A 25,963-nucleotide genomic window follows, 5' to 3' on the forward strand; every position below is an offset into this window, starting at 1 on the left:
TTGTGGAAAATACACGATTGGCAAGAAATAAGAAAAAAATTGTGATTTTAGGAGGGGGTTTTGCAGGAGTAGAATGTGCCAGACAATTAGAATCAGAGTTTGGAGATGATCCCGAAATTGAGTTGGTAATGGTAAGTGAAGATAATTTTCTACTATTTACTCCAATGTTACCTCAAGTAGCTTCAGGCATGATTGAGACTAGGCATATCGTTTTACCTATCAGAACTGTTTGTAAGAAAACAAAATTCTATGAAGGGAGAGTCAAAAATATTGATCCCTATGGAAAACTTGTTACTTTATGGGGAACTGGAGACAAAAGAAGTATTTCAATACATTATGATTTTCTTGTAGTAGCATTAGGTAGTGAAACAAACTTTTTTGGAATGGCAGATGTTGAAAAAAATGCATATACGATGAAGACGCTTAACGATGCCGTTATGTTAAGAAATAGAGTTATTGATATGTTAGAACAGGCAGAAAATGAAACAAATCCAATACTAAGAAAAAGTTTTTTGAATTTTGTTGTTGTTGGAGGAGGATTTGCTGGAATTGAAACTGCAGGAGAATTAATGGATCTTTTATTGGATGCAAGAAAACATTATCCAACAATTCACAAAGAGGATCTCAAAGTTATTGTTCTAGAAGCTTTAGGAATGATTTTACCTGGATTTAATGAAAAACTAGCAGACTTTGCAAAAGACAAGTTAGTTGAAAGAGGAATTGATATTAGATTAAAAACAGCTGTTACTAGTTTTGATGGAAATGAGGTAACTACAAAATCATTAGATGAAAATCCAAGAGATTCAATTGATACATCAAAAGTGGATTCAATAATCACAAAAACTTTGATTTGGACTGCAGGAGTTACTCCAGTTAATACAATTAAAAGATCTATGTTCAAAACTGAAAAAGGAAAAGTCATAGTGAATGATTATCTAGAAGTTGCTGATTTTCCAGGAGTCTTTGCAATTGGTGATTGTGCGTTGCATATAGATCCTGAAACAAAAAGGCCCTTACCTCCAACTGCTCAGATTGCTGAAGCTCAAGCAAAAATTGCAGCTAAAAATCTGGTTTCATTAATTAAAAATTCTGAAAAAGAAAAATTTGTTTATCATTCAAAAGGGCAAATGGCAATTATTGGAAAAAGATCAGGAATTGCTACATTCTTAGGAATGAATATCTCAGGATTTTGGGCTTGGTTAATTTGGAGAAATGTATACCTCTCAAAAATCACAACTTTTGATAAAAAAATCCGTGTATTTCTTGACTGGACAATAGATTTGTTCTTTGATAGAGATATCTCCAGACTAAAACTTATGAAACGTGAAACTGAAAAAGAATACAAGCTTCTTGATGAAGTAGATGATGTTTGGTAAAATAGGTTATTTTCTAATCTTATAGATAATTAATGCAGGTGCTGCAAAATACATTCCAGCATTCATCAAAATAATTCCAATTCCATAAGATAACATTTCTGATTCAGAATTAATTTCAACATAATTTAGAATTGATAGTGAGGATAACATTGGTGTAATAGATAATTTTACAAATTCTTTGAAAAGAGGATTTTCACGTTCAATATCTGCAATTACGGGTGAAAATGAATAATAGAATTGGTTAAAGCTGCTCATAAAGGCAGTTCCAGACTCTGTTGATAAAATAGTATTATCTCGCAGTTCTCTTAACTGTTGAACTTGTGGAGCAAGTTCAGAACCAAATGTGGCAGTAGCAATTAAACACCCACCATTTTCTTCAGTGGTTGTTTCTGAAGGTGATTCTGGTTTTATTATTGCAAAAGATTCTACTGTTTCATCAAATCTTGGAAGTTGAGAATTAAAATCATCTACACCATTACTATATGCAAGACTGTAAAATTTTTCATCATCATAAAACATTATTTCTTTGAATTGAACATTGAATAATTCTTCATTGGCTGAAAATAATCCTTCTGCTTCAATAACATATGCATCATATCCATTAATTATCATTTTTTTCTGTAAACTAATTTCTAATTCTCCCGATTCAATAACTGGTTTTATTGTTTCAAGTTTTTCAGAAATTAGTTCATCAAAAGTTCGTTGATTGGTTTCTTGAACTGTTAATGAAATTACCGGATTCATTTTTCCAGTTTTTGGACCTACTGCCACTACATCTGGAGAATTTGGTTGTGATTCATCTCGTTCTTGTAATAACCAACCTTCTGGGATACTAATTTTTAATTCATGTTCTGAACTCTCGTATTGTTGATTTCCTGTTGATGGAGTAACAGTAGATTGAGTCCGTTCAGGATCCCCTAATTCAAGAACATTTGGAATATCAGAAATACTAACAACTGTAGCTTTAATGATTTTGGCTTTTTCAGGATCTAAAGGATTGTCTCTGTCGCCGGTAGGTAAAGCCGCAATTTTATCAAGTGTTTCAAAACTTTCTTCAGTAACTATTCTACCAAATACAGTGTATTGTTCATCAAGAAAATTTGAATCAGCATGAACAATAAAAAATTGAGAACCACCACTATTAGGATCAGCTGATCTTGCCATAGAAACAATTCCACGATTATGTTTGATTGTGTTAAATTCTGCATCAACGCTTGTGGATGGACCACCAATGCCCCAAGTACTTGGATCACCATCAATTGTATTTGGATCACCTCCCTGAATCATAAATCCAGGAATGATTCTATGAAATAAGACACCATCATAAAAGCCGGATTGTGATAATTTAATGAAATTTTCAACATGTTTTGGTGCATCATTTGGGAAAAATTCTATAACAATTTTTCCAGATGTGGTTTCTAATATAACTACAGGATCCATGATATGGATTTGATTAAACTCTACTGTTTGAGCAAATACAAAACTAAGTGAACTTACAATAAATAATGAAAATATCAAAACAAGAAAAAATCTATTCAATAATTTTTCTCAATATATCTTACATAAAAGCCAATTGTATTAGTTTTTAACAAAGTCCAATAAATTATTCGATATGCAACCTGATGAAAAGATTCAGGCACATTTAGTATCAGTGTGGAGAGAATCAAAAAAGTTTTTTTCAATTGGTGGAAAAGAAGGAATGCTAATTTTAACTGATAGACATTTGATGTTCATCCATAAAACAGAATCAAAGATGAATTGGTGGAAAGCCATAACTCAAAGACAGGTGATTAATTTTATCAAATCAAAAAATACAATGATCCGTCATGATGGGTATAATGAAGAAGATTTGATGAATGATTGTGAAGATGATAGAAATATGGAATTAAATTTTGATGACATTTCTAGTATTAGTTTTACAGAAAAAGATTGGGGTAGTTCTTTACAATTAGAATATCAAAAAGATGGAAAAAATGAGAAATTTCAGTTTTCAATAGCCCAAGATTGGGTAAAATATCCAGCAAAAGAGCCTACAAAATACATGAAAGTAGATTGGAAACCTTTTGTGCAATATATTAAAGACAGACAGAAATTTACAAAATAAAATTGAAAGTTTACGCAGTAGGTGTTGGACCCGGTTCCCCAAAATATGTGACAGAGGTTGTCAAAGATATAATTCAAAAATGTGATGTGATAATTGGTTACAAATACACTCTAAAAACAATTGAAGATTTGATTCGAGGTAAAGAGATCTATGAAATTACCATGAATGATCAGGAAGAATCGTATCAAAAAATATTACCAGAGCTTGGTAATAGAACATTAGTAATACCATTTACTGGCGATGTTAATTTTTCAGAATCTGAAGTTGTTGATAGATTAATAGAAATTTTTGGAGAGGTTGAAATTATACCAGGAATTAGTTCAATTCAAGTAGCAGCATCAAAAGCCAAAGTTCCTTTAGACAAATCCAAAGTAATTACAATGCACGTAACAACTCCAATTGAAGATAAGAAATTAGAATTACAAAAAGCATTGATTGACGGGTTTAGTGTAGTTTTAGTTCCAAGACCTTGGCCAAAACAACCAGAAAAACATTTCATGCCTTCTGAAATTGCAATATATCTACGAGAACATAACTTTGTAACAGAAAATATGAAAGTTCATGTTTTTGAGGCGATTACAACAGAAAATGAAACAAGTTTTGTTGGCATGGTAAAAGATTTGGAAGGAAAAGAGTTTTCTGATTTATCAGTAATGATATTTGATCAAGTTAGCTTGGATTCATATATGAATTACAGATGGCAGTGGGAAAATTAATTTCCTAGATTTTGACCTTGGCCTAAAATTACATTATCTGAATCTGGAAATACATATGCTATAATTTTCATCCATGGATAGTCTGGATCATACAATCTGTAAAATCCTATATCATTAAATTTTATCGTAGTAGATTTTCCTGGTTCAATATCTCCAGTAGAAATTCTCCCATCAGGAGTAAAGGGGACATATCGATCATTGTTTTCTTTACCACTAATTACACTATGAGATACAACATCATCATTTGTTATAGTAATTGTAGTTCCTGGCTCAACTGAAATTCTATCTTGTGAGAAATATCTAAGTCTTAATGGATCAGTATTTTGTTGATTTAATGCAGCTTCTAGTCTAATATCACCAGATTGAATATAACTTCCAGCTATTCCTTGTGTTGCTGATCCTTTAAGAATATAAAGTGTGAGATTTTTTGATTCTTCTATATTACTAGAAGTTGAATCAATTTTTGTTAAACTAGATAATTTTGTTGTGTAAATTATTTTGTATGTATCATCAGATGTTGTAATCCTGCCTGAAAAACCATAAACTGATGCATTTTTGCTTTCATCAACTAATCTACCAAAAAAACTAATTGATGTATCAAGTCCATTAGAACTTTCTATTTGACCATTAATTCTAATGTATTTGCCTTCCCGTAAAAATTTCCCTTCTAAATTGGAAATAATAAATTCTTCATCATCTAATGTGATGAATCCATCTTCTGTTAGAAAGTTGATTGTGCTACCACGTTGATTTTGTGATGATAAACCTAAATCAATTTCAGATGTTTTAATGATTTCTTCAGTAACTGCAAATCCAGATCCTTCCAGAATGAATGCTTGATTTTCTGAAATTTCAGCAAATGATTCATTTACATAATATCCAGATGAAACTGCAAGTAAAACTAGTAATGAAATAACTACCCTCATAGTTAATTATTCATCTAATTTGGTTTATAATTTGCTACTAAAGAATTTTAGACTGATTAGGCAAATACATGGGAAAAGTGTAAAATCAAAATCCAGGCATGTCCAAAAGTCCTTCCTTTTGAGCTAATTCAATCATATAAAATTCAAGATAACCTCCTGCCAAAAGAAGTCCTGTTACAATTCCTATTTCAATTAGAGTTGGTTTGAGAAATTTTATCAAATCAATTTTTTTAATGACTGCTCTAATCAAAATAAAACTTCTAGAAATTCCTAAAGAATATGCCGCAAGCTCCATTAATCCAAAAGGAGATAAGAAAAGAATTGAAAGTGGAGGAATTTCACCAATTTGGGGAGCAGTTACTGCAATGGATGCAAATGCAAAACCAGTTGACCATGCAGAAAAAAGCCCCCATCCAACACCAAATCCTGGTATAAACATTGGAAGTGCAAGAGTTAGATTATGAGTAAAGATTCCAAATGCATCAATATCCAGAACTAACTCTTCAAATTCTTTCATAAACATATTAGCTTCCTCATCACTTACAGTAGAAAGAGAACCAATTTGATATGCCGCTGCAAATGAACCTAAAAATACAAAAAATGTAATTATTCTAATTTTATTCACATAACAATATCCCATATACAATATTTGAGGGTTAGTGTAGGCGCAGATTTAATTAAACCAGATAATATTTTTGGATATGAAAAAGGAACTTAGTTTTGCATTAAATTATGCGTTAAACAAAGGATTCCAGATTCATCCAGATGCTTTTAAAATATTAGAAAATATTGATGTAAAAAAACTAGAAAAAATCATCAAGGAAATTGTTAGGGAAAAGACGAAACAAAAATTGTTTCAAATTAGCCAAGATGATTTAGAGACTTACCTTGGGATAAAAGAAGATTCAACATTACAAAATCAAGTCAAAATATTATCTGATCCATCTAGTAAGATTACATCTGGAGAAGGTGTTAAAGGGTATAATGCCTTGTTTTCAAGTCGTTTTAACAAACTTAAACGAATTATATCTGATAGACCAGAATCAAAAATGCTCAAATCTGCGGCATCTCTAAAAAATACCAAAATTGAAGATGATTTGTATGTTTGTGGATTAGTATCTATACGAAATTCTGAGAGAAATATCACAAAAATTGTTTTGGAGGATCCCTCAGGTTCGTTTGAGGGTATAATTTTTGATGAAGAACTGCAAAAAGTAGCAGGTACGCTTTTGTTAGATCAGTTTGTCATGGCTAGAATAGGTTCTGCAAAAAATTCAGGATATATCATTAAAGATCTGATTTTGCCAGATATTCCAGAACAGGCAAAAAACAAGTCAGAAAGTGAAGCATATGCTGTATTTCTTTCTGATTTACATATTGGAAGTAAATATTTCATGGAAGATGAATTCTCAGAATTTGTTTCATGGATATCTAGTCCAGATCCAGTTGCCAGAAGAATAAGATTTGTATTAATTGGTGGAGATGTGGTAGATGGAGTTGGAATCTATCCAAATCAGAATAAAGAATTGGTTTGTCAGACAATTCAAGAACAATTAGAAAAAGTAGAGGGTTTGATTGATAAAATTCCTAAAAATGTAAAAATCATCATTATGCCTGGAAACCACGATCCAGGAAGAAGGGCATTACCACAACCTGCAATACCCAAAAAATACAACTCTGGATTATGGGAGAGAGAAAATGTGATAATGGTAGGCAATCCTGCTGTAGTTTCATTAAATGGGGTAATAGTCTCCATGTTTCATGGTCAAAGCATAGATGATATTGTAAAGACCACTCCAGGTCTAAGTTATGACAAACCAACTGATGTTATGAAACACCTTCTAAGAGCAAGACACCTTAGCCCGATTTATGGTAGTCAGACACCAATTGCTCCAGAAATGGAAGATCAAATGGTAATTCAAGATATTCCAGATATCTTTCATGTTGGTCATGTCCATCGAGCCCAATTGGATATGTATAAAGGAATTTTATTGGTAAACTCTGGTTCCTGGCAAAAACAAACACCATTCCAAGCAAGTGTTGGAATGACTCCAAATCCAGGAATTGCCATTATGGTAAACTTGAAAACTTTCCAAGTATTCCATCAAAATTATAGTTCAAACTCAGACAATGTCTTGCAGAGTTAAATCGTCTTTGAATGTATTTTTAATCATTTCAGATGATATTGTAAGTTTGTATTTTTTTGTCCTACCATGAATTCCTTGATGAATTAGTCTTCCAGAGATTAATCCAGATAATTCTATTTCACTCAACATTTGTGTAATTCGTCTTTGTGTAAGTTCATCTTTTCCAACTGCCTTACAGAGGTTTTTGTAAGAAGAGTAGATTTCGCCAGTTGAAGAACCATTTGCTTTCATTATTGAGATAAGAACCAATTTTTCATGAAGTGGAAATGATTTGAGTGATTTTTCTTCTTTATTTTCTTCCATTTTTTGAGAGGCATCTCTTACATGTTCAACTGTGACTTTCTCAGATTGTTGTCTTTCAGCAAGTTCCCCAGCCACTCGAAGTAAATCAATTGCTCTACGGGCATCTCCATGTTCGCCGCCTGCAAGAGCTGCAATGAGATTTAGGGCTGGATTTTCTACCGAATTTGAAATAAATGATTCGTTGATTCTTTCTTCAAGTATTTTTTTGATTTGTTCAACATTATAATTTGTAAATACAATCTCTTCCTCTCCTAGACTGCTGATAACTCTGGGATCTAGTTTTTCTTTGAAAGTTAAATCATTTGAAATTCCCACTAATGTTAGAGAGCCTTGGTTAAGACGTTCATTTGCCCTGGTAAGTTGGTATAAGATGTCTTTTCCTGTCTTTGCTACAAGTTGGGCAAGATAATCAATTTCATCAATAACAAAAATTGCGTTGAGTTTACCTTCTTCTATTTTATTTAGTAATCTTTTGAAGACTTCACTGATAGCAAGGCCAGTTGTCGGTAATTCTTTGTCAGTCAAGCCTAATTGCCTGCCTAAACTAACCAATAATCCGTATAATGTTGTCTCTTCTTTGGAATTAGAATACACTAATTTAATTGGAAAATTTGATTTTTCTACCCTCTCTTGAATTTTTGAAAGTACTTTTTTTACTACTAATGTCTTGCCGGTACCAGGTTTACCATAAACCAATAGGTTTGATGGTCTTGATTGTTTTAGAATTGGTAATAATGATTGGGTAACTTGTTCTTGTTCATTGTTTCTATGTAATATTATTTCAGGAATATATGAAAAATGAAGTATGTCTCGATTTTTAATAATCGATTTTCCAGATTCAGCTGCATCTAACAATCTATCTATTGGATCAGACATACTCACACACCTTTGTTTCCTCTCAACATTATCATATTCATACCTAAATTAAGAGAGTATAGAATACAATAGTAAGAGTAGTTTAGTTTGTAATTAATTATTTTTAGTTAGTTTTAGATTTTCTTTTTAAAAAAATTAAAGAAAAAGATAGAGTGGAAATATTGGTGTGTGGGATGAGTCTAAATTTTGAGTTGGTTAACATTTTTGTTAAGATTATGTTAAGAAATGGTCTGAAAAGCCCATTTTAACCCCTTTATTTCCATTCCAGGCGTTAAGATGAATGTTAACACTGTGAATATCACAAAATTAACCCCTTTATTTCCACTCCAGGCAGGAAAAATACCTATTTTTGAGGGTTAAATATGAATAAACTGTTAATAACAAAAAACATCTCAGGCGTGGGCTAGGCAGTCAATGTTAACAAACTACTTAGTTAACAAAAATTCGTGGATCATTTCAACTGTTAACACTAGATCCTTTAGATCTCAAAGATGGCTAAAAAACGGATTAGAATAGATATGGAAGATTCTGATGGTGCACGCTATGACATCAAATTAGAAGGTAATGTAACTAGAGATAAAGTCCTCAAAATCTTTGAAATGATGGACCTAATGAATATTGAAGAAGAGAATGAAATTACCAATGTAGATTCTATTGGTGCAAAAATTTGGAATATTATAGATAAATTCTTCCCAATGGGAAAATTCACTTCAACAAACATTTTAGAAAAATATGAAGATGAATATAATGAGCCAGTAAAACTTAGTGTAATCTCTACATATCTATCAAGATTTTCTCAAAAAGGTAGGGTAAATAGGATAAGAAATGGTAGAGAATGGACATATCAAATTATCAAAATAGCCCAAAAACAACAATAACTAATCAAGAAATAGTAACTTTTCTAATCAACAATCTATCTTTTCCAAGAATAACTTTAACATATTCTCCTTTTTGGATGTCCATATACTTTCTAAATTGTTTTGGTATTGAAATTGTGCCTGCAGATGTTATTTTTACTAAAACTTCATTCTCATTTACAGACATATTCTTGTTATAATTTAATAATATATATAATTTAATAAATTATTTAATTCTTATTCCATTAAAAAATACGACTGTTTTTACCAAAATTGATCATATTTTTACAAAAATTATATACAAAAAAATCTAAAAATAATTTATTCTGTTATTGGAGTTGCTTCAGTTTGCTCAACTTTTGCAATACCTTTTTTGGTGATTGAGTAAGTATATGGTTTTGATTCTGTATTTCTTTCAACATATCCATCTTCAAACAACTTTTTCATCAGGCGTGAAGTATGTTCTCTGCTTTTCTTTAATGTGACTTGTATATCACGTGATGTCATAGCTTTGTTTGTGATTAGGTGTAACACATAATCAATTGGATTTGCAGGTGTAATATTGGGCACATTAGGCACAGAAATCTCTTTTTCAGAAGCAACTTCAGGCTTACTAACAATCTCAACAGGTTTTTCTTGAACTTCATTCTTTGCCAATTTTTCTAAAAATTGTTTTAATTCCAAATTTGGATCCTCTACTTTTTGCTCAATTCTCTGTATTTCTAATGCATCTAGGCGTATTTTCATATCAATTAACTGTCTTTCATAATATTCCAAACGTTCAGTTTGTGAGGCATCAAATACCTCACTTCTAGTTTTTACAAATGGACGTATTCGAAAATATGCATACAATCCTACAACTCCCACAATAAATGCTAAAATCACACCTAAAATCACTTCAGGTTCAGGAATTTCTATTAACATCACAACATCTATGCCTATAACGTGATTTATCGTGATTGAACAACATTAATTCACACTTTAGATTAACAATCTCACACTAACAATCACAAAGAAATCAATTTGAGTCTAATCTAACATATCACATACATCACATATTACATGCCTGTCTTACAAGCCTGTCTATCACACTAATCACTTCATCTTCTCTCTCAGGAAAAATATCACTCTCATTTATCACACTAATCTGTTCAGAAAGCTTTGATATCACATCTATATCATCAGGCAAAAGTATGCCTAAACCACGAAAAAGTATGATTGAGTAGAATAAACCAATTAATTTCTCTCTAGATTGCCCAACTTGTCTATAATATGCTCCTTTAGTTATAGAAAAATTGGATTCAAGAAGATCCTTTTGATTTAAAATAATTTCAACTTGTCTCTCTGTAAATAGTGATTTTTTGATAATTTTCTTAATAATATTGTTAAAATTAGATTCTTCTAACTTGTCCATAGCTATACAAATCTGTATACAGCATTCCAATTAAACTTTAAAGAGCCATACACAAACCCAATCTATGGCTGGAGATAAAGTTGAATCATTCCTAAAATCTGAATTAAAAAAGAAAAATGCATTATTATTTGTCTTAATAGACTCTGAAGTATCGAATCTAGAGGCATCAAGCAAGCTTGCTAAAGATGTAGAAAAGATTGGCGCTTCAGCAATCTTAGTTGGAGGTTCCTCTGCTACTGATCAAATTGAAATGGCACAAGTAGTCAAAGGTATCAAAAAAGGTCTAAAAATCCCAATAATTCTATTCCCAGGCAATGTAACAGGTGTAGTACCTGATGCTGATGCTATTCTGTTTAGTTCATTAATGAATTCTGAAAACCCTTATTTCATTACTCAGGCACAGGCATTGGGAGCACCAAGTGTTCTTAAATTTGGATTAGAACCACTTCCGACTGCATATTTAGTAATTGGAGATGGAACATCTGCATGGTTTGTTGGTTCAGCTAGAGGAATTCCATTTGAAAAACCAAAAATCGCAGCAGCATATTCATTGGCAGCACAATTCCTTGGTATGAGATTTGTATACCTTGAAGCAGGATCTGGCGCTAAAACTAACGTTACACCAGAAATGGTAAAGACCGTACGACATGTATTTAATGGATTTTTGATTGTGGGAGGTGGAATTAAAGATGAAAAAACCGCTGAAAGTCTTGTAAAAGCAGGAGCTGATGCTCTAGTTATTGGAACATTCCTTGAAAAAGGAGGTAGTCTCAAAAAATTAGAAAAAATAGCAAAAGCAATTCAAAGAAGCAAGTAGTACAAGTCTCATAATGTCTGAAAACGATACGATATCTCGAATTAGTGATATCAAAATGCCAGATTACTATCTTGATTACTATTCCAACCTTTCAAATGAAACATACTCAATTTTCCAACATGCAGCTGAAGCAAAATCTAGTCTAGCTGATTCATCAGGTAATATTGAGCCTAAAATCGCATTTGATTTGGCTGATAGAGTTGCAAAAATGCATGATATTGATATTGCAGATCACTTAAGAGAAATTTTAAAAATTAATGGAAAAGAGCTTTCAGCACTAATTCTGGCAAAAGAGATAGCTTCCGGCAAATACTGTCTTCCAGATGCTACTTTAGAAGATAAATTGGATCTTGCAGTGCGTGTTGGATTAGCAATAATTACTGAAGGTGTAACCATTGCTCCTTTACAAGGAATTAGTGAAGTAAAAATTAAAAAAAATAAGGATGGTTCAGAATACCTTTCTGTTTCCATCGCTGGTCCTATGCGTTCAGCAGGAGGAACAGAATCTGCTGTAACTCTGTTAATTGCAGATCATGTAAGAAAAATAGCTGGTCTATCAAAATTTCAAGCAAATTCATTTGATGATGAAACCGGTCGATTTGTAGAGGAATTACGTATCTATGAAAGAGAAGCAAGCAGCTTCCAATTCCATATTTTAGATGAAGATATTGAACATGTAATTTTGAATCTTCCTGTAGAATTGGCAGGTGTGGATACCGATCCATATGAGGTTGTTAATCATAAATCAATGGCTAGAATTCAAACTGATCGAGTAAGGGGTGGTGCCTTACGTGTTCTAAATGATGGTTTGATTGGAAGATCAAAAAAACTCCTCAAAAGAATAGAATTGTATAATCTTGATGGATGGGAATGGCTCAATGATTTGAAAGGGGCTGTTCAGACAGGAGATAATCAGGAAGATGCAGCAGCAAAAAGGATGCGTGAAGTGATTACAGGCAGATCAGTATTATCAATGCCTAACAAACTTGGTGGATTTCGTTTAAGATATGGTAGAGCATGCAATACAGGCTTTGCAGCAGTTGGTATTCATCCAGTTATTGCCGAAATTCTTGATCATACTGTTGCTGTTGGAACTCAAATCAAAATAGATATTCCTGGGAAAGGGGCAACTGTAGCCTTTGTTGATTCTATAGATACACCTACAGTTAGACTCAACAATGGAAATGTGGTAAAAATCCGAGATGTAAAACATGGTTTAGAAATTAAAAATAACATTGAAAAAATTCTCCATCTAGGTGATATTTTAATCTCATTTGGAGATTTTCTAGAAAATAATGCTCAACTAGTACCATCAGGATACGTAGAAGAACTTTGGATCGAAGAACTGAAACAAAAATTTCAGAAGTATGATCCAAACGATCAACATCTAAAACAATTTTTGAATAGAATTCCTACAATAGATGAAGCAGTAAAACTCTCATTAGATTTCAAAATCCCACTACATCCACATTACTTGTATTTTTGGGATAAAATTTCATCCGAAGAACTTCTCAAACTTTTAGAACCAAACAAAGTCAATGAATCCTACATCGAATATCCACTTCAAATCAAAAAAATTTTAGAAAACCTAGGAACTCCACATATAGTTGAAAATAATTTAATTATTCTAGAACAACAAGAAGCAAAAATTTTCTATAATCTACTCTTTCGAGAGAAACCAATTATCAGTGATTTGTCTGTCCCAAAAATACTATCAAAATCTTCAGGAATTCAAATCAAAAATAAATTTTCAACTAGTATTGGAGTTAGAATTGGGAGACCTGAAAAAGCAGCGGCAAGACAAATGAAACCTGCAACACATGTATTATTTCCAGTTGGTGAAAAAGGTGGACCTACCAGAGATCTTCTTAAAGCTTCACGAACTGAACATTTTTTTGCTAATATCTACAACCGACATTGCACAAAATGTAATCAACCCTCAATTGGAATTAAATGCTCAATTTGTGGCACAAAAACATCAATTAGTTTTAGATGTTCCAATTGTCGTGATACCTTAGAAGAACCCTTTTGTGAAAAATGTAAGCGTAAAGCTCCTGCACATTCTCATAAAGAATTTCCATTAAAAACACGATTACTTCTAGCTCAAGAAAAGATGGGAATACGTGCAAAAGAACCATTCAAAGGCGTTAAAGAATTAATTAATCAGGACAAAATTGCAGAACCTCTTGAGAAAGGACTAGTAAGACAAAATTTTGGATTGACCACATTTAAAGATGGAACTGTAAGATTTGATGCAACAAATTCCCCACTTACCCAATTCAAACCATCATGGATAGGAACTTCTATTGAAAAATTAAAACAACTTGGATACTCTTATGATATTGAAGGAAAACCACTTGAATCAGAAGATCAAACAATAGAGCTTCTTATGCAAGATGTAGTTGTTCCTTATGAAAGTGGAAATTATCTTGTATCTACTTGTAAATACATTGATGTTTTATTAGAAAAATTCTATGGTAAATCTCCGTTCTATAATGTGAAAAATTCAGAAGAACTAATTGGACATTTGATAATTGGATTAGCTCCACATACTTCTGTAGGAATTGTAGGAAGAATAATTGGATATACAGAAACTCATGTTTGTTTTGGAACTCCCAATTGGCATTCTGCAAAAAGAAGAGATGCAGATGGAGATGCAGATTCAATAATGCTTCTCATGGATAGTCTCCTTAATTTCTCAAGACAATTTCTTTCTGATAGAATTGGTGGTTTGATGGATGCACCATTACTTGTACAACCACATGTATTACCACATGAATCCCAACCTCAAGCACATAATCTTGAAGTTACAAAAATTTTACCTTTAGAATTTTTTGAATCTACTTTTGAACAAATAAAATCATCAGATGTTACATCAATTGAAATTATCAAATCCCGTCTTGAAACCGAAAGACAATTCTATGATTATCACTTTACACATACAACTTCATCTTTAACTACATCAAAATCAAGAAGTGCATATTCTACTCTTGGTTCAATGCTGGACAAATTTGATATGCAAGTAAAAAATGCCGAATTGATTAATGCTGTAAACACTTCAGAAATAGTCTCAAATGTAATTTCAACACACTTAGTTCCGGATTTAATGGGAAATCTTAGAGCATATGCTAGACAAAGTTTTAGGTGTACTGCATGTGGAAAATCATTTCGCAGAATGCCTCTCATACAAACTTGTATTTGTGGACATAAACTAATTGCCACCATTACAAGAGGTTCTGTAGAAAAATATCTTAAACTAGCAAAAAGATTAGTTGAAAAATACGATGTAGGTGAATATCAAAGAGGAAGAATTTTAGCATTATCTGATGAAATCGAATTAGTATTTGGAAAAAGTCAAGGAGATCAATCCTTACTCACTGACTATGCGTGAATCTATCTTAGTTTGACGTACTCGTAAGCACCTAATTTATTATCAAAACAGAATTTTACTTTTTGATAATCTTTTCTAAATGATTTTACTTTTGAAAGTAATTTCTTTGGATCTTTTTTATCAATTACAACTTGTTTTATGAAAGATGCAATCTCTTGCATCTCATTTTTCTTCATTCCTAATCTTGTAATTTCAGAAACTCCTAATCTAATTCCACCTGGATGGAAATAATTTCTTCCAGCTTTGATATCTCCTGGAATAAGTTGTCTGTTTACTATGATGTTTGCTTTTTCTAAATCAGCTTCTACCTTTCCTCCATCTGAATAATCTAAAACATTAACAGCAATTTGATGTGATTTTGTAAATCCTCTACTTTCACCTAATACTTTGAATCCTGCATCATTCAAAGCTTCGGCAAATATTTTGGCATTTTTAATTACTTCGACAGCATAATCTTTTCCAAATTCTAAGGCTTCAGCAAAAGCTACTGCTTTCCCAGCCATATGATGAATATGATGACTACTAGTTAGACCAGGAAAAGTTGCTTTCTTGATAACTTCTTCATGTTCTTTCGAACCTAAAACAAGTCCTCCTTGCGGTCCAAACAAAGTCTTATGAGTACTCATAGTCATTGTATCAGCTCCCTCACGTAATGGATCCTGGAATTTTCCTCCTGCAATTAATCCTGCAACATGAGCTGCATCATAATTGATATGCATATCATAACTCTTAAGAAAATCTGATAATTCTTTGACAGGATGAGGAAACAAGAATAATGAACCCCCAAACATTGCCATTTTAGGAAGACGATTTGTTTTTTTAAGATCTTTAACTTTTTGTTTTGTTTTATCTACATCTATTGTCATTTCTTCAGCATCAAATGGATAGAATTCTATCTCTAAACCATGTACTAAACCAGCAGTTCCAGAATGTTCTTTTTTACCATGTGAAATATGTCCACCTGCAGGGATTGAAGGTGCTAACATTACATCTCCAGGATTGGTATATCCTGAATAGACTGCTAAATTTGCAACAACACCTGAAATTGGTCGTACATCTGCAAATTTTGCTTTGTATAATTTTTTAGCTAACTTCATACATTCAAACTCAACATCATCAATGTAGACACATCCAGCGTAAACCCTTTCACCAGGCCAACCTTCAGCATACCTATTCCCAAAATCAGAAATTATTGCTTCTCTAACTGCAGGACTAGGAATATTTTCACTTGCAATCAGAGGAATTGAATTCTCAAACCATTTATGGTGTTCCTTTAACTTTGAAAAAATTTTATCATAAGATTGCCTATTTTGTGATTTGGCCATATTTTCCATCTTGATTTTCCCAATTTAAAAACACCGATATTATTTCAAAACTATCGATCTTGATCTGGAAGGTATAAAAGGGGAATCTGAAGTTTTTGCATCTATGGGAATGCAAGCAACTTCCAAGGGAAATATGCCTGTTGTTTTACTAAAAGAGGGTGGCTCTGAAACTAAAGGTAAAGAGGCCCAAAAGAACAACATTGCAGCAGCAAAAATTATCGCTGAAATTGTTCATACTAGTCTAGGTCCACGAGGAATGGATAAAATGCTAGTTGATTCCTTAGGTGATGTCACAATCACAAATGATGGTGCTACTATTCTAAAAGAGATTGATGTTCAACATCCAGCTGCAAAAATGCTAGTTGAAATCTCAAAAACAACAGATAATGAAGTAGGAGACGGTACAACTTCCGCTGTTGTATTGGCAGGTGCTTTACTTTCACAAGCTGAATCATTAATTGATCAAGAAGTACATCCAACAATTATTGTAGATGGATATAGAAAAGCTGCAAGAAAAGCTAAAGAATACTTGGAAGAAATTGCAGATTCAATCAATGCAAACGATAAAAATATTCTAAATAAAATTGCAAAAACTTCAATGCAAACTAAACTTGTTAGAAAGGATTCTGATTTACTTGCGGATATTATTGTAAAATCAGTACTTGCTGTCTCAGAAAAAACTGGTGAAACATATGATGTAGATATTGATGATATTAAAGTAGAAAAGAAAGCTGGAGGCTCAATTAAAGATTCTATGATTATTCAGGGTATTGTTCTTGATAAAGAAATTGTTCATGGTGGCATGCCTAGAAAAATAACTGATGCAAAAATTGCACTTATCAACACTGCTTTAGAAATTAGTAAAACTGAAACTGATTCAAAAATTAACATTTCAAATCCACAACAATTGAAATCATTTCTAGATGAAGAAAATAGAATGTTAAAGACAATGGTTGACAAAGTTATTGGTTCTGGCGCAAATGTTGTTTTATGTCAAAAAGGATTAGATGATATGGCTCAACATTATCTAGCAAAAGCAGGAATCATAGCAGTTAGAAGAATTAAAGAAAGTGATCTTACAAAATTAGCAAAAGCAACTGGTGCTAGAATAGTTACAAACCTTGATGATTTATTTGAAAAAGATCTTGGAACTGCAGAAGTTGTTGAAGAAAGAAAAATCGAAGAAGACAAGTGGGTATTTGTAGAAGGATGCAAACATCCAAAATCCGTTACTTTACTTCTTCGCGCAGGCTCACAAAGAGTTGTAGATGAAGTAGAACGTTCAGTACATGATGCTTTAATGGTTGTAAAAGATGTAATTCAAAAACCACAAATTGTTGCAGGTGGAGGTGCTCCTGAAACATTTGCGGCAACAAAACTTCGAGGTTGGTCAAAATCTTTAGAAGGACGAGAACAACTTGCAGCAGAAAAATTTGCTGATGCTTTAGAAGAACTCCCAATGGCTCTTGCAGACAATGCTGGAATGGATCCAATTGATACACTTACACTTCTTCGTTCTAAACAACAAAAAGGAGAAAAATGGACTGGAATAGATGTTATGAAAGCAAAAATTGGAAATATGAAATCTAGTGATATAATTGAACCACTTGCAGTTAAACTTCAAATTGTTTCAGCAGCAGCAGAAGCTGCTTGCATGATTCTTAGAATTGATGATGTTATTGCCACGCAAAAATCTGCCGGTGGTCCACCTGGTGGAGAAGGTGGAATGCCACCTGGAATGGGTGGAATGCCACCTGGAATGGGTGGAATGCCACCTGGAATGGGTGGAATGCCTGATATGGGCGGAATGATGTAATTATTTTGGAAATTATTCAAAACTTTAATTGCTAATCAATTTTACGAACAACATTGAATCAAATAACATCTAAAGCTATTACTGGATTCAAATACATCTATTTGGTTGCATTTTTTGCATTACTTGCAGGATTTTTTCATCCACTAATTACAAACACAAGTTTTGATGGAGTTATCAGTGGCGTTATCATTTTATTTGTAGGTCTTGCAGGTGGAGTTTTGTTATACAGAGCTGCTACATCGGAAAGTAAAAGAGCTATATTTCTTGGAAGTGGATTTGCTTTAATGGCTATTTCATTATACTATATTTTTCAATTTACTGGCAGGGCTTAGACATCAAAGTATAGATAAAATTCGTGTGGATGTGGTCTAATTGCTATCTCACGCTGATCTCTTCTTTCCAATTCAATTATTTTATCTATAACATCATTTGTGTAAATTGGATTAAGGAATTTTCTATCACTTTCTAATTCATCTAATGCTTCACCAAGACTTTTTGGCAAAACACCAATTCCTCTTTTTGCTCTATCAGATTTTGTCATCTTGAAAATATCGTCACGTACTTCATCTCCAGGATCCATCTTTTTCTTGACTCCATCCATACCAGCTGCTGTAACTGCTGCAAATACAAGATATGGATTTGATGAAGGATCTGGTGCCCTAAATTCTAGTCTTTTTAGGTTTGAATAGTTCTTTCCTTTGAGATGTTTTGGAACTCTAACTATGGCAGAACGATTTCCTGAACTCCATGCAATATATGCAGGAGCTTCATAACCTGGAACTAATCTATGATATGAATTGGTTGTCGGATTACAAATTGCAGATAGAGCTTTTGCATGATTAACTATTCCTCCACAGAAATATCTGCCAAGCTGACTTAACTCAATCTCATCATCTGGATCATAAAATGCATTTTCATTTCCTTTCCATAAACTAACATTTACATGCATACCAGAACCTGAATCCATTGCAATTGGTTTGGGCATCATTGTTGCAACTTTTCCATATTTTTGTGCAACATTTCTAATTACATACTTGTATGATTGTGCCGCATCTGCAGCATTTGTCATATAATCATATTTGATATCAATTTCACATTGTCCTGCTGTAGCTACTTCATGATGATGATTATCACATAAGATTCCAAAATTTTTGTTAAGAATATTTACACATTCATTTCTGTACGGTGTAAGGGTATCTGCTGGAGTACTAGGATAATATCCCTCTTGTAATCCCATTGGATATCCATCACCTGATTGATTCCATGGTGCTTCTTTTGATTCAATTGAGTATGATTGACCTTTGTACGGTGTTAGTACATCCCAATGTACCTTATCAAACACAAAGAATTCAACTTCAGGACCCCATGTACTAAAATCAAATCCCTGAGTTTTGATATATTCTTCAGCTTTTTGAGATATTCCTCTTGGGTCTCTTGATAATCGTCCTCTGTTTTCTCCCCAATAAACATCACATAGAAGTCTAGCAGTTTTATTTTCTGTCATCCAAGGAATTATTGCAAATGTATTTGGATCAGGTTTTAAAAGTAAATCCGAATCATCTATACTGGTAAATCCAATAATTGATGAACCATCTAATTTTGGTAACCCATCTCTCATTTGTTCTGGAGTAAAGGTGTTTGCTGAAATTGTAGTATGATGAAAATGTCCTGTAAGACCGGTAAACTGAAGATCGATAAACTGAATATTTTCGTGTTGAATTCTTGAAAAAACTTCGTCAGGTGAATATGTTACTTGGATAGCTTTACCGTGACTGACTTTATATGGCAATTTATTCTTCAATCAAACACAAATACATCAGCCATTTAAGGATTAGGTAAGAAATGTCAGAATCAAATCAAATAGATCTTAACTCGTTACATCATGCAGTTTTGCGTGAAACTGAAAGTGATTCTCTTTTAGAAATTGATCCAAACTTTTACAGAAATTTAGCTAATTTTATAGGAAATTTACAAAAACAAGAATTTGATGGAGTAGAAAATAAAATCAAAGATACTATGATAGAAATGGTAACTGAATTAACATCTTTACTAATCAAAATTAGATTGGATAAAATTTCAAAAACTACAGATTTAGAAATAAGCCATCTTTTAGATGAAGAAAAATTTATTCTTGATTCTCAAGAGGATCAGAAAGATAGAACAGAAATGATTCTTTCTGCAACAATTAATGGAAAATCGAAATTTTTAGAATCATTAGCTCAGAATCATAAAACTAAAAAAATTGTTATTCGATTTTTACACGAAGTAGATGAATTAGTTGGAGCCGATCTTGAAAAATATGGACCATTCAAAACAGAAGATATAGCAACTCTTCCATATGAGAATGCTCAGGCATTAATAGCAAAAAATATTGCAACCAAGGTCCATTTGGAAGATTAGATAGAAATTATACCTTTTATCATGATATTACATGTCTCATACAGGTGTTGATGTAATTGATTTTCTTTTTTACACAATTTATCCTGTAATCGGAATTTTTGTTGTAGAAGCTATTAGTAGATTAGCAAAAATACCAAAATGGATTAAACTATGGACACAAGCTGTAGTTTCTATTGGTTTTGGAGTTTATTATTGGTTTATTCTTCCAGCACCTCAAAATTTTCCATTAACAGCCATGGTTATGTTTGCACTTGCTATTGCATTAATTTATCAAGGAAGACGAGCAAAAATTTCTCCTGAAAAAAGTCCTTATTGATTTTAGAATTTTCCAAAAATTCGCTTTAGAATATTTGGTTTATTTCGTCCACCGTCACGAATAACTTTTCTCTCCCCAAATCTTTTTGCTCTAATTTGACTTAGTTTGACACATCTATGCTCTTCTGGGAGTCTATGTTCAGAACAAAATGGATCCTTACAGTAATTACACTGAAATGGCATATCGGTTAGATCACCACAATATGCACATTTTTCTGATTGCATATTTTTAATTACTATTTTTCTTTTAATAAAGGTGCCAATAATTTATTCTTCAAATTACTTTATGTCTAAACATTTTTACGATGTTTTACTTTACTTGGTTTAGAAATTAAATGATTAAAGATAAAGTTGCAATAATTACTGGTGCTAGTAGTGGAATTGGATTTGCGACGGCTTTGGCTTTATCAAAAGCAGGAGCAAAAGTTGCTATAGGTGCTAGGAGAGTTGATCGTTTAGAAGAACTTGCAAAAACAATATCAGCAAATGGAGGAGAAGTATTCTATCAAAAATTAGATGTAACGCAGAGAACTGAATGTGAAAATTTTGCTAAAGCAGTATTAGAAAAATGGAATTCTATTGATATTCTTGTGAATAATGCTGGATTGATGCCTTTGAGCTTCTTCAAAAGTCTCAAAGTTGATGAATGGGATAGAATGGTTGATGTTAATATCAAAGGTGTTTTGTATTCAACAGGTGCCGTAATTTCTCACATGAAAGAAAAAAAATCTGGTCATATAGTTAATCTTTCATCTGTTGCTGGAAGAATTGTTTTTCCTGCTGGTAGTGTTTATTGTGCAACCAAACATGCAGTAGCTGCATTTAGTGAAGGACTAAGACAAGAATTTAGTGTTCGCTCTAACATCCGAGTAACAAGTATTGAACCGGGAGTTGTTGCTACAGAACTTAATGACACGATTACTGATGAGTCATTACAAGGATTCATTGAAAATGCAAAGAAAATGGAAGCTTTACAAGCTGAAGATATTGCAAATGCTATTTTGTATGCTGTTGATTCACCATCACATGTTAATGTAAATGAAATTCTGATAAGACCTACAACTCAAGAACGCTAAGTTGACAAACATTCCTCATGTTGTTATTCTGGGAGGAGGATTTGGTGGACTTTCAGCTGCAAATGAATTAAGAAATTCATTGTCTACATCTGAAGTAAAAATTACTGTAATTGATAAAAAAGACTGGTTTATGGTAGGATTTGCTAAATTATGGATAGTTAATGGAACAAGAACTTTTGAAAATTCTACTGGTTCATTAAATGAATTACCAAAAAAAGAAATTGATTTTATCAAAGATGAAATCATATCGTTTGATCTTGAAAATAAGAAAGTAAATACCAAATCTCAAAAAATCTCATTTGATTTTCTAATAATTTCTATGGGTGCAATTTTAGCACCTCAAAAAATTCCTGGATTAGAAGAAAACGGATTTAATCTTTATGATCATAATCAACTGTTAGAAATTCGTCATAAACTAGAGAACATAGAATCTGGAAAAATAGCTATTTGTATTATGGGCATGCCTTACAAATGCCCTCCTGCTCCATTTGAGGCTAGTTTATTGATAGATTCTATGCTAAGAAAACGAGGAATTCGTGATTCGATTCAAATCCATTTTTACAGTCCTGCTCCAATTACATTACCTGCAGCTGGACCTAATGTAAGTAAACAAATCCTTGAACTAATAAATTCTGAAAAAATTATTTTTCATAATTCTAGTAAAATCAAATCTGTTGAATCAAATAAATTAATTTTTGAAAACAACGAAGCGGATTTTGATTTACTCTTATCAATACCACCTCATATTGCTCCAAAAATTATTTATGATTCTGGATTAGCAAAAGAGCCAGGATTCATTTCAATAGATAGAGATTGCAAAACATCTTTTGAAAATGTATTTGCTGTAGGCGATGTAACAAGTTTAACTGTTGCAGAAAACATGGCAGTTCCAAAAGCTGGAATTTTTGCAGAAGGAGAAGGAATAACAGTAGCTAAAAATATTATTTCAAAAATTCAATCCAAAGAAGATTACACATTATTTGATGGAAAAGGTGGGTGCTTCATTGAATCTGGTAGAGATACAGCATCTATAATTGAAGTTGATATGTTCTCAAATAATAAACCGACAACTAATCTTACTGAATCGACCTCTGATAATCTTTCTAAAAAGATTGAATTTGAAAGAGAACGATTATCAAAATGGTTATAGTTTATTCATCTGAATCTTTGTTTTTTGAAATATGTTCTAAAATTGCTCTAACTTCAACACCTAATTCTTGATTATTGTTAGATAGATTGAGTTTTTCTGGAAGACTATTTTTAAAATCCTCAGCTTCGGATTCTATACTTCGTTTTTGGATACAATCTAGATGATCTTCACCTGTAGCAGAAATCTTGTGACATATCTTACAAAGTTTCATGTTTTTGTTAATTAATAGGACGATTTAATAATTTCATTTTATGCCTCTGAATCGAGGGAACGTAGTCTAGCTTGGTATGATACTAGTCTGGGGGACTAGTGGTCGCAGGTTCAATTCCTGCCGTTCCCATTATAACTTAAGAATTTTAAGCAATTGTTCAAAATTTTCTTGTGATTTTTCTTGTTTGTATAATTTTAGAGCCTGAATAATTTTTTCTTTAGGTGAACTTTTGAATATTTTTTGAGTTTTTTTAGAAATCCCTGAACCAATAAAAAATGCCTGTGAAATTGATGTAACATTAGATGGTCTTCTTTGCGTACTGCCACTTTCAAAATCAATTAACGAAGATTTTGTTTTACCTACAATAACATGTTTTGAAATATTACTTAATTCACCATGATCAAATCCAATCTGATCTAGTCTATAACAATCCTCTAAGATATTTTTTATTGTAGATTTTAATTTTTTTGCACTACCAATACCTTTCAATGTTTCAATCCATTTGCTAAATTTTTCTCCTTCCAGATATTCCATCACCAAAAAATTTTTACTTGCATCAATCATTTTTGGACCAACATCGACAGAATTGACTAATTGTAACAAAGATGATTCATTCTTCATATTCTTTCTTTGAGAATCTGTTCTTCTAATTTTCAAAGCAACTTCTTTGTTTCCTCTTTTGGCAATTACTACAATACCTACGTATCCTTTGCCTAAAATTGCTAAATTCCCAAGTGTTGTGGGGCCAGTTAATGAAATTGATTTAATTTTTAATTTTTCTAATTCGCTGATCCTTGACTTAAGTTGTCTATTGGTTGCATTTGGATATCCTAAAATTTTTGAGTATGGGTCATCTGAAAATTTTTTAATTGAAATGAAGGAGAGTGCCATCTACTGAAATCAATTCAACTGCTTCCTTTTTAATTAATTTACTTAGGTTTTTGTTTCCTATTGATATCTTGAAACCTTTTTTGAGATCAGCCTGAAGACCTTTTGATATACATACTTGAAGGTTTTCCCTCAAAAACACTTTCATGAAATTTACTGCATCAACATATTTTCTTTTTTCCAGAGAAACTATTTTTTTGTCATTTCCTAGCCATACTAATTCGGCATTTTTAAGATTTTTAGAAATAAAACTATGGGTGCTACCTTCCCTAAAAAATTCTGGTCCCTTCTTTCGATATATTTCATTAATTTTTGTAGATTCTAAAAAGAACATTAGATAGGCTTCATTTTGTTGATCTGTGTATGATTTACTCCGAAGTACAGTAAAACCTCCTAATTCTAACTGCGTAGATAACATTGATGTTGTTCTTTTGATTTGTCCCCAAATTATATCTGGACTTCTAGGTTTGAAATTGAATTTTATCACCAGTAAATTTTTCCAAAATTTATTTACCACTCTTCGTTTTTTATCCTTGAAAAATCCTAAACTTGGATTATTCTTTAAAGCTCTAGAAATTAAAATAAATTTTCCAATATTTTCATCTGAAATAGCAGCTGCTAAATTTCTGTTACTGTCAATTGGATCGATAACCACAATTGATGTTTCAAATGATTTTGAGGTTTCCCCAATTATTTGATTCTCTTTTATTTTTGAAATTGATTTTATCAAATTTTCAAAACTTCCAAATTCTAAAATTAAAACTTCAGAAATATATCCACTGAATCCTTGTTTTGCAATCTCTGCACCATAAATTCCATTTGATTTTAAAAATGTCTTCAATACTCGAACTTCATTTTTCATCTTTGTTGTTAATGATTTTTTCATAAACTTTGTATGGAATGGTGATCTATCAGCAGCGCTTTTCCATTCTCCGATTTTTACATCATAACATGGTACTATGTTGATTTTTGTATTATTGATTTTAGCCTCAACATATGGATGTTGAGAATATCTTACATAGGGAGAATATTTTTTCAGTGAATTAAAACCAATTTTCTTTGAAATTTTTTCAAATTTTTCTTCAGATATAGTTTTTTTAAATTTAATGAAAATGTCAACGTCTGCATCTTTGGATAACCATGTACCCTTTGCAAAAGAACCACCAAATTCTAAACCAATCACTTCAGAATATTTTTCAATTTCTTTTTCTACCAGTTCAAAAGCTATTTCTGCAATTTGATTTTTTGATTTTTCTATTACTTTTGAAGGGATTACAGATTTAGAAACTTTAGAAATTATTTGTTTCATTTTCTTGCATTAATCTCCAATAAATCTGAATAGATAGGCCCACTTGAAGTAAGCTCACTTTTTTTCAATTTAATACTGGATATCTTTTGTATTCCAAAACTCTCCATTTTTTTATCTTCCAATTCTTTTGATATATCTCCAATCTTCTTTTTAATTCTAAATACTGTGATATGAGGTTTGAATGGTTTATCTGGTGAAAAACCCAATGGTTCTAGTATTTTTTTCACTTTTTCTGATAGATGAATAAGCATATTGCCACCATTTACGTCTGTTCCAATCCATATTATTCGAGGAAATTTAGGTTTTGGAAATACTCCGACTCCTTTTAGAAATACATCAAAACTCTCAAATTCTATTTTTTGGAGAGATTGGCATATTTTTTGACTCATTTCCTCTGAAATTTCACCTATGAATTGCAGAGTAAAATGAAAATTGTTTTCCTCAACTGGTTTAGCATCAATTTTTATTTCATTTTGAAATTTTTTGATTGAATTAATTATTATGCTATTTGTTATTTCAATTGCTACAAAAACACGCATTCTAACT

The 25,963-nt window shown here is 32.1% G+C and carries 27 protein-coding genes and 1 tRNA gene; 14 read left to right on the forward strand and 14 right to left on the reverse strand.

Features of this window, described 5'->3' with window-relative positions; all coding sequences use genetic code 11:
• Positions 1 to 17 precede the first annotated feature (17 nt).
• Positions 18 to 1,376: an NAD(P)/FAD-dependent oxidoreductase gene (locus tag K5781_RS04195; protein ID WP_297441052.1), complete on the forward strand. Its 1,359-nt coding sequence runs from the start codon at positions 18 to 20 to the stop codon at positions 1,374 to 1,376.
• Between the two features lie 6 nt (positions 1,377 to 1,382).
• On the opposite strand, the gene K5781_RS04200 is transcribed toward K5781_RS04195, so the two are convergent.
• On the reverse strand, positions 1,383 to 2,915 hold the full coding sequence (locus K5781_RS04200; protein ID WP_297441054.1) for a peptidylprolyl isomerase: 1,533 nt from the start codon (positions 2,913 to 2,915) through the stop codon (positions 1,383 to 1,385).
• A 73-nt stretch (positions 2,916 to 2,988) separates the two neighbouring features.
• Between K5781_RS04200 and K5781_RS04205 the strand changes: the two genes are divergently transcribed.
• Both K5781_RS04205 and cbiE read left to right on the forward strand, forming a co-directional pair.
• Positions 2,989 to 3,480, forward strand: coding sequence for a hypothetical protein (locus K5781_RS04205; protein WP_297441056.1), 492 nt, complete (start codon positions 2,989 to 2,991; stop codon positions 3,478 to 3,480).
• Positions 3,481 to 3,482: 2 nt separating this feature from the next.
• Positions 3,483 to 4,196, forward strand: coding sequence for a precorrin-6y C5,15-methyltransferase (decarboxylating) subunit CbiE (gene cbiE, locus K5781_RS04210; RefSeq protein WP_297441058.1), 714 nt, complete (start codon positions 3,483 to 3,485; stop codon positions 4,194 to 4,196).
• On the opposite strand, the gene K5781_RS04215 is transcribed toward cbiE, so the two are convergent.
• Together K5781_RS04215 and K5781_RS04220 are read right to left on the reverse strand one after the other, a co-directional pair.
• Positions 4,193 to 5,122 (reverse strand): hypothetical protein, encoded by a 930-nt coding sequence (locus K5781_RS04215; RefSeq protein ID WP_297441060.1) that lies wholly within the window; start codon positions 5,120 to 5,122, stop codon positions 4,193 to 4,195. The genes cbiE and K5781_RS04215 overlap by 4 nt on opposite strands.
• Before the next feature lie 85 nt (positions 5,123 to 5,207).
• Positions 5,208 to 5,747 carry a stage II sporulation protein M gene (locus K5781_RS04220; protein WP_297441062.1) on the reverse strand — a complete coding sequence of 180 codons (540 nt, stop codon included), beginning with the start codon at positions 5,745 to 5,747 and terminating at the stop codon, positions 5,208 to 5,210.
• A 76-nt stretch (positions 5,748 to 5,823) separates the two neighbouring features.
• On the opposite strand from K5781_RS04220, the gene K5781_RS04225 reads away from it, so the two are divergent.
• The gene (locus K5781_RS04225; protein ID WP_297441064.1) at positions 5,824 to 7,269 is read left to right on the forward strand and encodes a DNA-directed DNA polymerase II small subunit; all 1,446 of its coding nucleotides are present in this window, start codon (positions 5,824 to 5,826) and stop codon (positions 7,267 to 7,269) included.
• Here K5781_RS04225 and K5781_RS04230 read toward each other — a convergent pair.
• Entirely contained in the window at positions 7,246 to 8,448 is a 1,203-nt protein-coding gene (locus K5781_RS04230) for an AAA family ATPase (protein WP_297441066.1), read from the reverse strand. The genes K5781_RS04225 and K5781_RS04230 overlap by 24 nt on opposite strands.
• A 491-nt stretch (positions 8,449 to 8,939) precedes the next feature.
• Here K5781_RS04230 and K5781_RS04235 point away from each other — a divergent pair, with 491 nt between their 5' ends.
• The gene (locus K5781_RS04235) at positions 8,940 to 9,326 is read left to right on the forward strand and encodes a hypothetical protein (RefSeq protein ID WP_297441067.1); all 387 of its coding nucleotides are present in this window, start codon (positions 8,940 to 8,942) and stop codon (positions 9,324 to 9,326) included.
• A 4-nt stretch (positions 9,327 to 9,330) separates the two neighbouring features.
• On the opposite strand, the gene K5781_RS04240 is transcribed toward K5781_RS04235, so the two are convergent.
• The 3 genes from K5781_RS04240 to K5781_RS04250 form a co-directional block, all read right to left on the reverse strand.
• Entirely contained in the window at positions 9,331 to 9,492 is a 162-nt protein-coding gene (locus tag K5781_RS04240) for an AbrB/MazE/SpoVT family DNA-binding domain-containing protein (RefSeq protein WP_297441070.1), read from the reverse strand.
• 134 nt (positions 9,493 to 9,626) lie between these two features.
• Positions 9,627 to 10,229: a winged helix DNA-binding protein gene (locus tag K5781_RS04245; RefSeq protein ID WP_297441072.1), complete on the reverse strand. Its 603-nt coding sequence runs from the start codon at positions 10,227 to 10,229 to the stop codon at positions 9,627 to 9,629.
• A 127-nt stretch (positions 10,230 to 10,356) separates the two neighbouring features.
• On the reverse strand, positions 10,357 to 10,719 hold the full coding sequence (locus K5781_RS04250; protein ID WP_297441074.1) for a hypothetical protein: 363 nt from the start codon (positions 10,717 to 10,719) through the stop codon (positions 10,357 to 10,359).
• 64 nt (positions 10,720 to 10,783) lie between these two features.
• On the opposite strand from K5781_RS04250, the gene K5781_RS04255 reads away from it, so the two are divergent.
• The gene (locus K5781_RS04255) at positions 10,784 to 11,536 is read left to right on the forward strand and encodes a geranylgeranylglyceryl/heptaprenylglyceryl phosphate synthase (protein ID WP_297441075.1); all 753 of its coding nucleotides are present in this window, start codon (positions 10,784 to 10,786) and stop codon (positions 11,534 to 11,536) included.
• Between the two features lie 13 nt (positions 11,537 to 11,549).
• Positions 11,550 to 14,927 (forward strand): DNA polymerase II large subunit, encoded by a 3,378-nt coding sequence (locus tag K5781_RS04260; protein WP_297441077.1) that lies wholly within the window; start codon positions 11,550 to 11,552, stop codon positions 14,925 to 14,927.
• Between the two features lie 2 nt (positions 14,928 to 14,929).
• Here K5781_RS04260 and K5781_RS04265 read toward each other — a convergent pair whose 3' ends face one another.
• Positions 14,930 to 16,252, reverse strand: coding sequence for a serine hydroxymethyltransferase (locus K5781_RS04265; RefSeq protein ID WP_297441079.1), 1,323 nt, complete (start codon positions 16,250 to 16,252; stop codon positions 14,930 to 14,932).
• A gap of 103 nt (positions 16,253 to 16,355) precedes the next feature.
• Here K5781_RS04265 and thsB point away from each other — a divergent pair, with 103 nt between their 5' ends.
• Together thsB and K5781_RS04275 are read left to right on the forward strand one after the other, a co-directional pair.
• On the forward strand, positions 16,356 to 18,068 hold the full coding sequence (thsB, locus tag K5781_RS04270) for a thermosome subunit beta (RefSeq protein ID WP_297441081.1): 1,713 nt from the start codon (positions 16,356 to 16,358) through the stop codon (positions 18,066 to 18,068).
• Between the two features lie 53 nt (positions 18,069 to 18,121).
• On the forward strand, positions 18,122 to 18,400 hold the full coding sequence (locus K5781_RS04275) for a hypothetical protein (RefSeq protein ID WP_297441083.1): 279 nt from the start codon (positions 18,122 to 18,124) through the stop codon (positions 18,398 to 18,400).
• Here the strand turns inward: K5781_RS04275 and glnA are convergent.
• Entirely contained in the window at positions 18,397 to 19,857 is a 1,461-nt protein-coding gene (glnA, locus tag K5781_RS04280; RefSeq protein ID WP_297441085.1) for a type I glutamate--ammonia ligase, read from the reverse strand. The two genes, K5781_RS04275 and glnA, sit on opposite strands and share 4 nt — an antisense overlap.
• A 53-nt stretch (positions 19,858 to 19,910) precedes the next feature.
• Between glnA and K5781_RS04285 the strand changes: the two genes are divergently transcribed.
• Together K5781_RS04285 and K5781_RS04290 are read left to right on the forward strand one after the other, a co-directional pair.
• On the forward strand, positions 19,911 to 20,468 hold the full coding sequence (locus K5781_RS04285; protein ID WP_297441087.1) for a hypothetical protein: 558 nt from the start codon (positions 19,911 to 19,913) through the stop codon (positions 20,466 to 20,468).
• A gap of 31 nt (positions 20,469 to 20,499) precedes the next feature.
• A complete protein-coding gene (locus tag K5781_RS04290) occupies positions 20,500 to 20,784 on the forward strand; it encodes a hypothetical protein (protein WP_297441089.1) in 285 nt (94 codons plus the stop codon).
• A gap of 2 nt (positions 20,785 to 20,786) precedes the next feature.
• Here the strand turns inward: K5781_RS04290 and K5781_RS04295 are convergent, their stop codons facing one another.
• A complete protein-coding gene (locus K5781_RS04295) occupies positions 20,787 to 21,008 on the reverse strand; it encodes an AN1-type zinc finger domain-containing protein (RefSeq protein ID WP_297441091.1) in 222 nt (73 codons plus the stop codon).
• A 110-nt stretch (positions 21,009 to 21,118) separates the two neighbouring features.
• Between K5781_RS04295 and K5781_RS04300 the strand changes: the two genes are divergently transcribed.
• Entirely contained in the window at positions 21,119 to 21,859 is a 741-nt protein-coding gene (locus K5781_RS04300) for an SDR family oxidoreductase (protein ID WP_297441093.1), read from the forward strand.
• Between the two features lies 1 nt (position 21,860).
• Positions 21,861 to 23,009: an FAD/NAD(P)-binding oxidoreductase gene (locus K5781_RS04305; protein WP_297441095.1), complete on the forward strand. Its 1,149-nt coding sequence runs from the start codon at positions 21,861 to 21,863 to the stop codon at positions 23,007 to 23,009.
• A gap of 1 nt (position 23,010) precedes the next feature.
• Here the strand turns inward: K5781_RS04305 and K5781_RS04310 are convergent, their stop codons facing one another.
• The gene (locus tag K5781_RS04310) at positions 23,011 to 23,220 is read right to left on the reverse strand and encodes a hypothetical protein (protein WP_297441097.1); all 210 of its coding nucleotides are present in this window, start codon (positions 23,218 to 23,220) and stop codon (positions 23,011 to 23,013) included.
• A gap of 55 nt (positions 23,221 to 23,275) precedes the next feature.
• On the opposite strand from K5781_RS04310, the gene K5781_RS04315 reads away from it, so the two are divergent.
• Positions 23,276 to 23,349, forward strand: a tRNA-Pro gene (locus tag K5781_RS04315).
• Here K5781_RS04315 and K5781_RS04320 read toward each other — a convergent pair.
• From K5781_RS04320 to thpR, 3 genes are read right to left on the reverse strand one after another with little or no spacing between them, the layout of a single operon-like run.
• Positions 23,350 to 24,111 carry an RIO1 family regulatory kinase/ATPase gene (locus tag K5781_RS04320; RefSeq protein WP_297441099.1) on the reverse strand — a complete coding sequence of 254 codons (762 nt, stop codon included), beginning with the start codon at positions 24,109 to 24,111 and terminating at the stop codon, positions 23,350 to 23,352. It abuts the tRNA gene before it with no gap.
• The gene (gene cca / locus K5781_RS04325) at positions 24,086 to 25,417 is read right to left on the reverse strand and encodes a CCA tRNA nucleotidyltransferase (protein WP_297441101.1); all 1,332 of its coding nucleotides are present in this window, start codon (positions 25,415 to 25,417) and stop codon (positions 24,086 to 24,088) included. Before cca ends, K5781_RS04320 begins: the two co-directional genes overlap by 26 nt.
• The gene (gene thpR, locus K5781_RS04330) at positions 25,414 to 25,956 is read right to left on the reverse strand and encodes an RNA 2',3'-cyclic phosphodiesterase (RefSeq protein WP_297441103.1); all 543 of its coding nucleotides are present in this window, start codon (positions 25,954 to 25,956) and stop codon (positions 25,414 to 25,416) included. The genes cca and thpR overlap by 4 nt, the downstream gene beginning before the upstream one ends.
• Positions 25,957 to 25,963: the final 7 nt, after the last annotated feature.

The sequence above is a fragment of the Nitrosopumilus sp. genome (assembly GCF_025699255.1).
Taxonomy (GTDB): Archaea; Thermoproteota; Nitrososphaeria; order Nitrososphaerales; family Nitrosopumilaceae; genus Nitrosopumilus.

Bases quoted from the DNA above. Each gene is read 5' to 3' on its own strand.
- thsB (WP_297441081.1), top strand. From the start codon at position 16,356: ATGGGAATGCAAGCAACTTCCAAGGGAAATATGCCTGTTGTTTTACTA.
- K5781_RS04290 (WP_297441089.1), top strand. From the start codon at position 20,500: ATGTCTCATACAGGTGTTGATGTAATTGATTTTCTTTTTTACACAATT.
- K5781_RS04225 (WP_297441064.1), top strand. From the start codon at position 5,824: ATGAAAAAGGAACTTAGTTTTGCATTAAATTATGCGTTAAACAAAGGA.
- K5781_RS04250 (WP_297441074.1), bottom strand. From the start codon at position 10,719: ATGGACAAGTTAGAAGAATCTAATTTTAACAATATTATTAAGAAAATT.
- K5781_RS04205 (WP_297441056.1), top strand. From the start codon at position 2,989: ATGCAACCTGATGAAAAGATTCAGGCACATTTAGTATCAGTGTGGAGA.
- K5781_RS04245 (WP_297441072.1), bottom strand. From the start codon at position 10,229: ATGTTAATAGAAATTCCTGAACCTGAAGTGATTTTAGGTGTGATTTTA.
- K5781_RS04300 (WP_297441093.1), top strand. From the start codon at position 21,119: ATGATTAAAGATAAAGTTGCAATAATTACTGGTGCTAGTAGTGGAATT.
- K5781_RS04255 (WP_297441075.1), top strand. From the start codon at position 10,784: ATGGCTGGAGATAAAGTTGAATCATTCCTAAAATCTGAATTAAAAAAG.
- K5781_RS04310 (WP_297441097.1), bottom strand. From the start codon at position 23,220: ATGAAACTTTGTAAGATATGTCACAAGATTTCTGCTACAGGTGAAGAT.
- K5781_RS04235 (WP_297441067.1), top strand. From the start codon at position 8,940: ATGGCTAAAAAACGGATTAGAATAGATATGGAAGATTCTGATGGTGCA.
- K5781_RS04320 (WP_297441099.1), bottom strand. From the start codon at position 24,111: ATGGCACTCTCCTTCATTTCAATTAAAAAATTTTCAGATGACCCATAC.
- K5781_RS04265 (WP_297441079.1), bottom strand. From the start codon at position 16,252: ATGGCCAAATCACAAAATAGGCAATCTTATGATAAAATTTTTTCAAAG.
- K5781_RS04215 (WP_297441060.1), bottom strand. From the start codon at position 5,122: ATGAGGGTAGTTATTTCATTACTAGTTTTACTTGCAGTTTCATCTGGA.
- K5781_RS04260 (WP_297441077.1), top strand. From the start codon at position 11,550: ATGTCTGAAAACGATACGATATCTCGAATTAGTGATATCAAAATGCCA.
- K5781_RS04285 (WP_297441087.1), top strand. From the start codon at position 19,911: ATGTCAGAATCAAATCAAATAGATCTTAACTCGTTACATCATGCAGTT.
- cca (WP_297441101.1), bottom strand. From the start codon at position 25,417: ATGAAACAAATAATTTCTAAAGTTTCTAAATCTGTAATCCCTTCAAAA.
- K5781_RS04230 (WP_297441066.1), bottom strand. From the start codon at position 8,448: ATGTCTGATCCAATAGATAGATTGTTAGATGCAGCTGAATCTGGAAAA.
- K5781_RS04295 (WP_297441091.1), bottom strand. From the start codon at position 21,008: ATGCAATCAGAAAAATGTGCATATTGTGGTGATCTAACCGATATGCCA.
- K5781_RS04240 (WP_297441070.1), bottom strand. From the start codon at position 9,492: ATGTCTGTAAATGAGAATGAAGTTTTAGTAAAAATAACATCTGCAGGC.
- thpR (WP_297441103.1), bottom strand. From the start codon at position 25,956: ATGCGTGTTTTTGTAGCAATTGAAATAACAAATAGCATAATAATTAAT.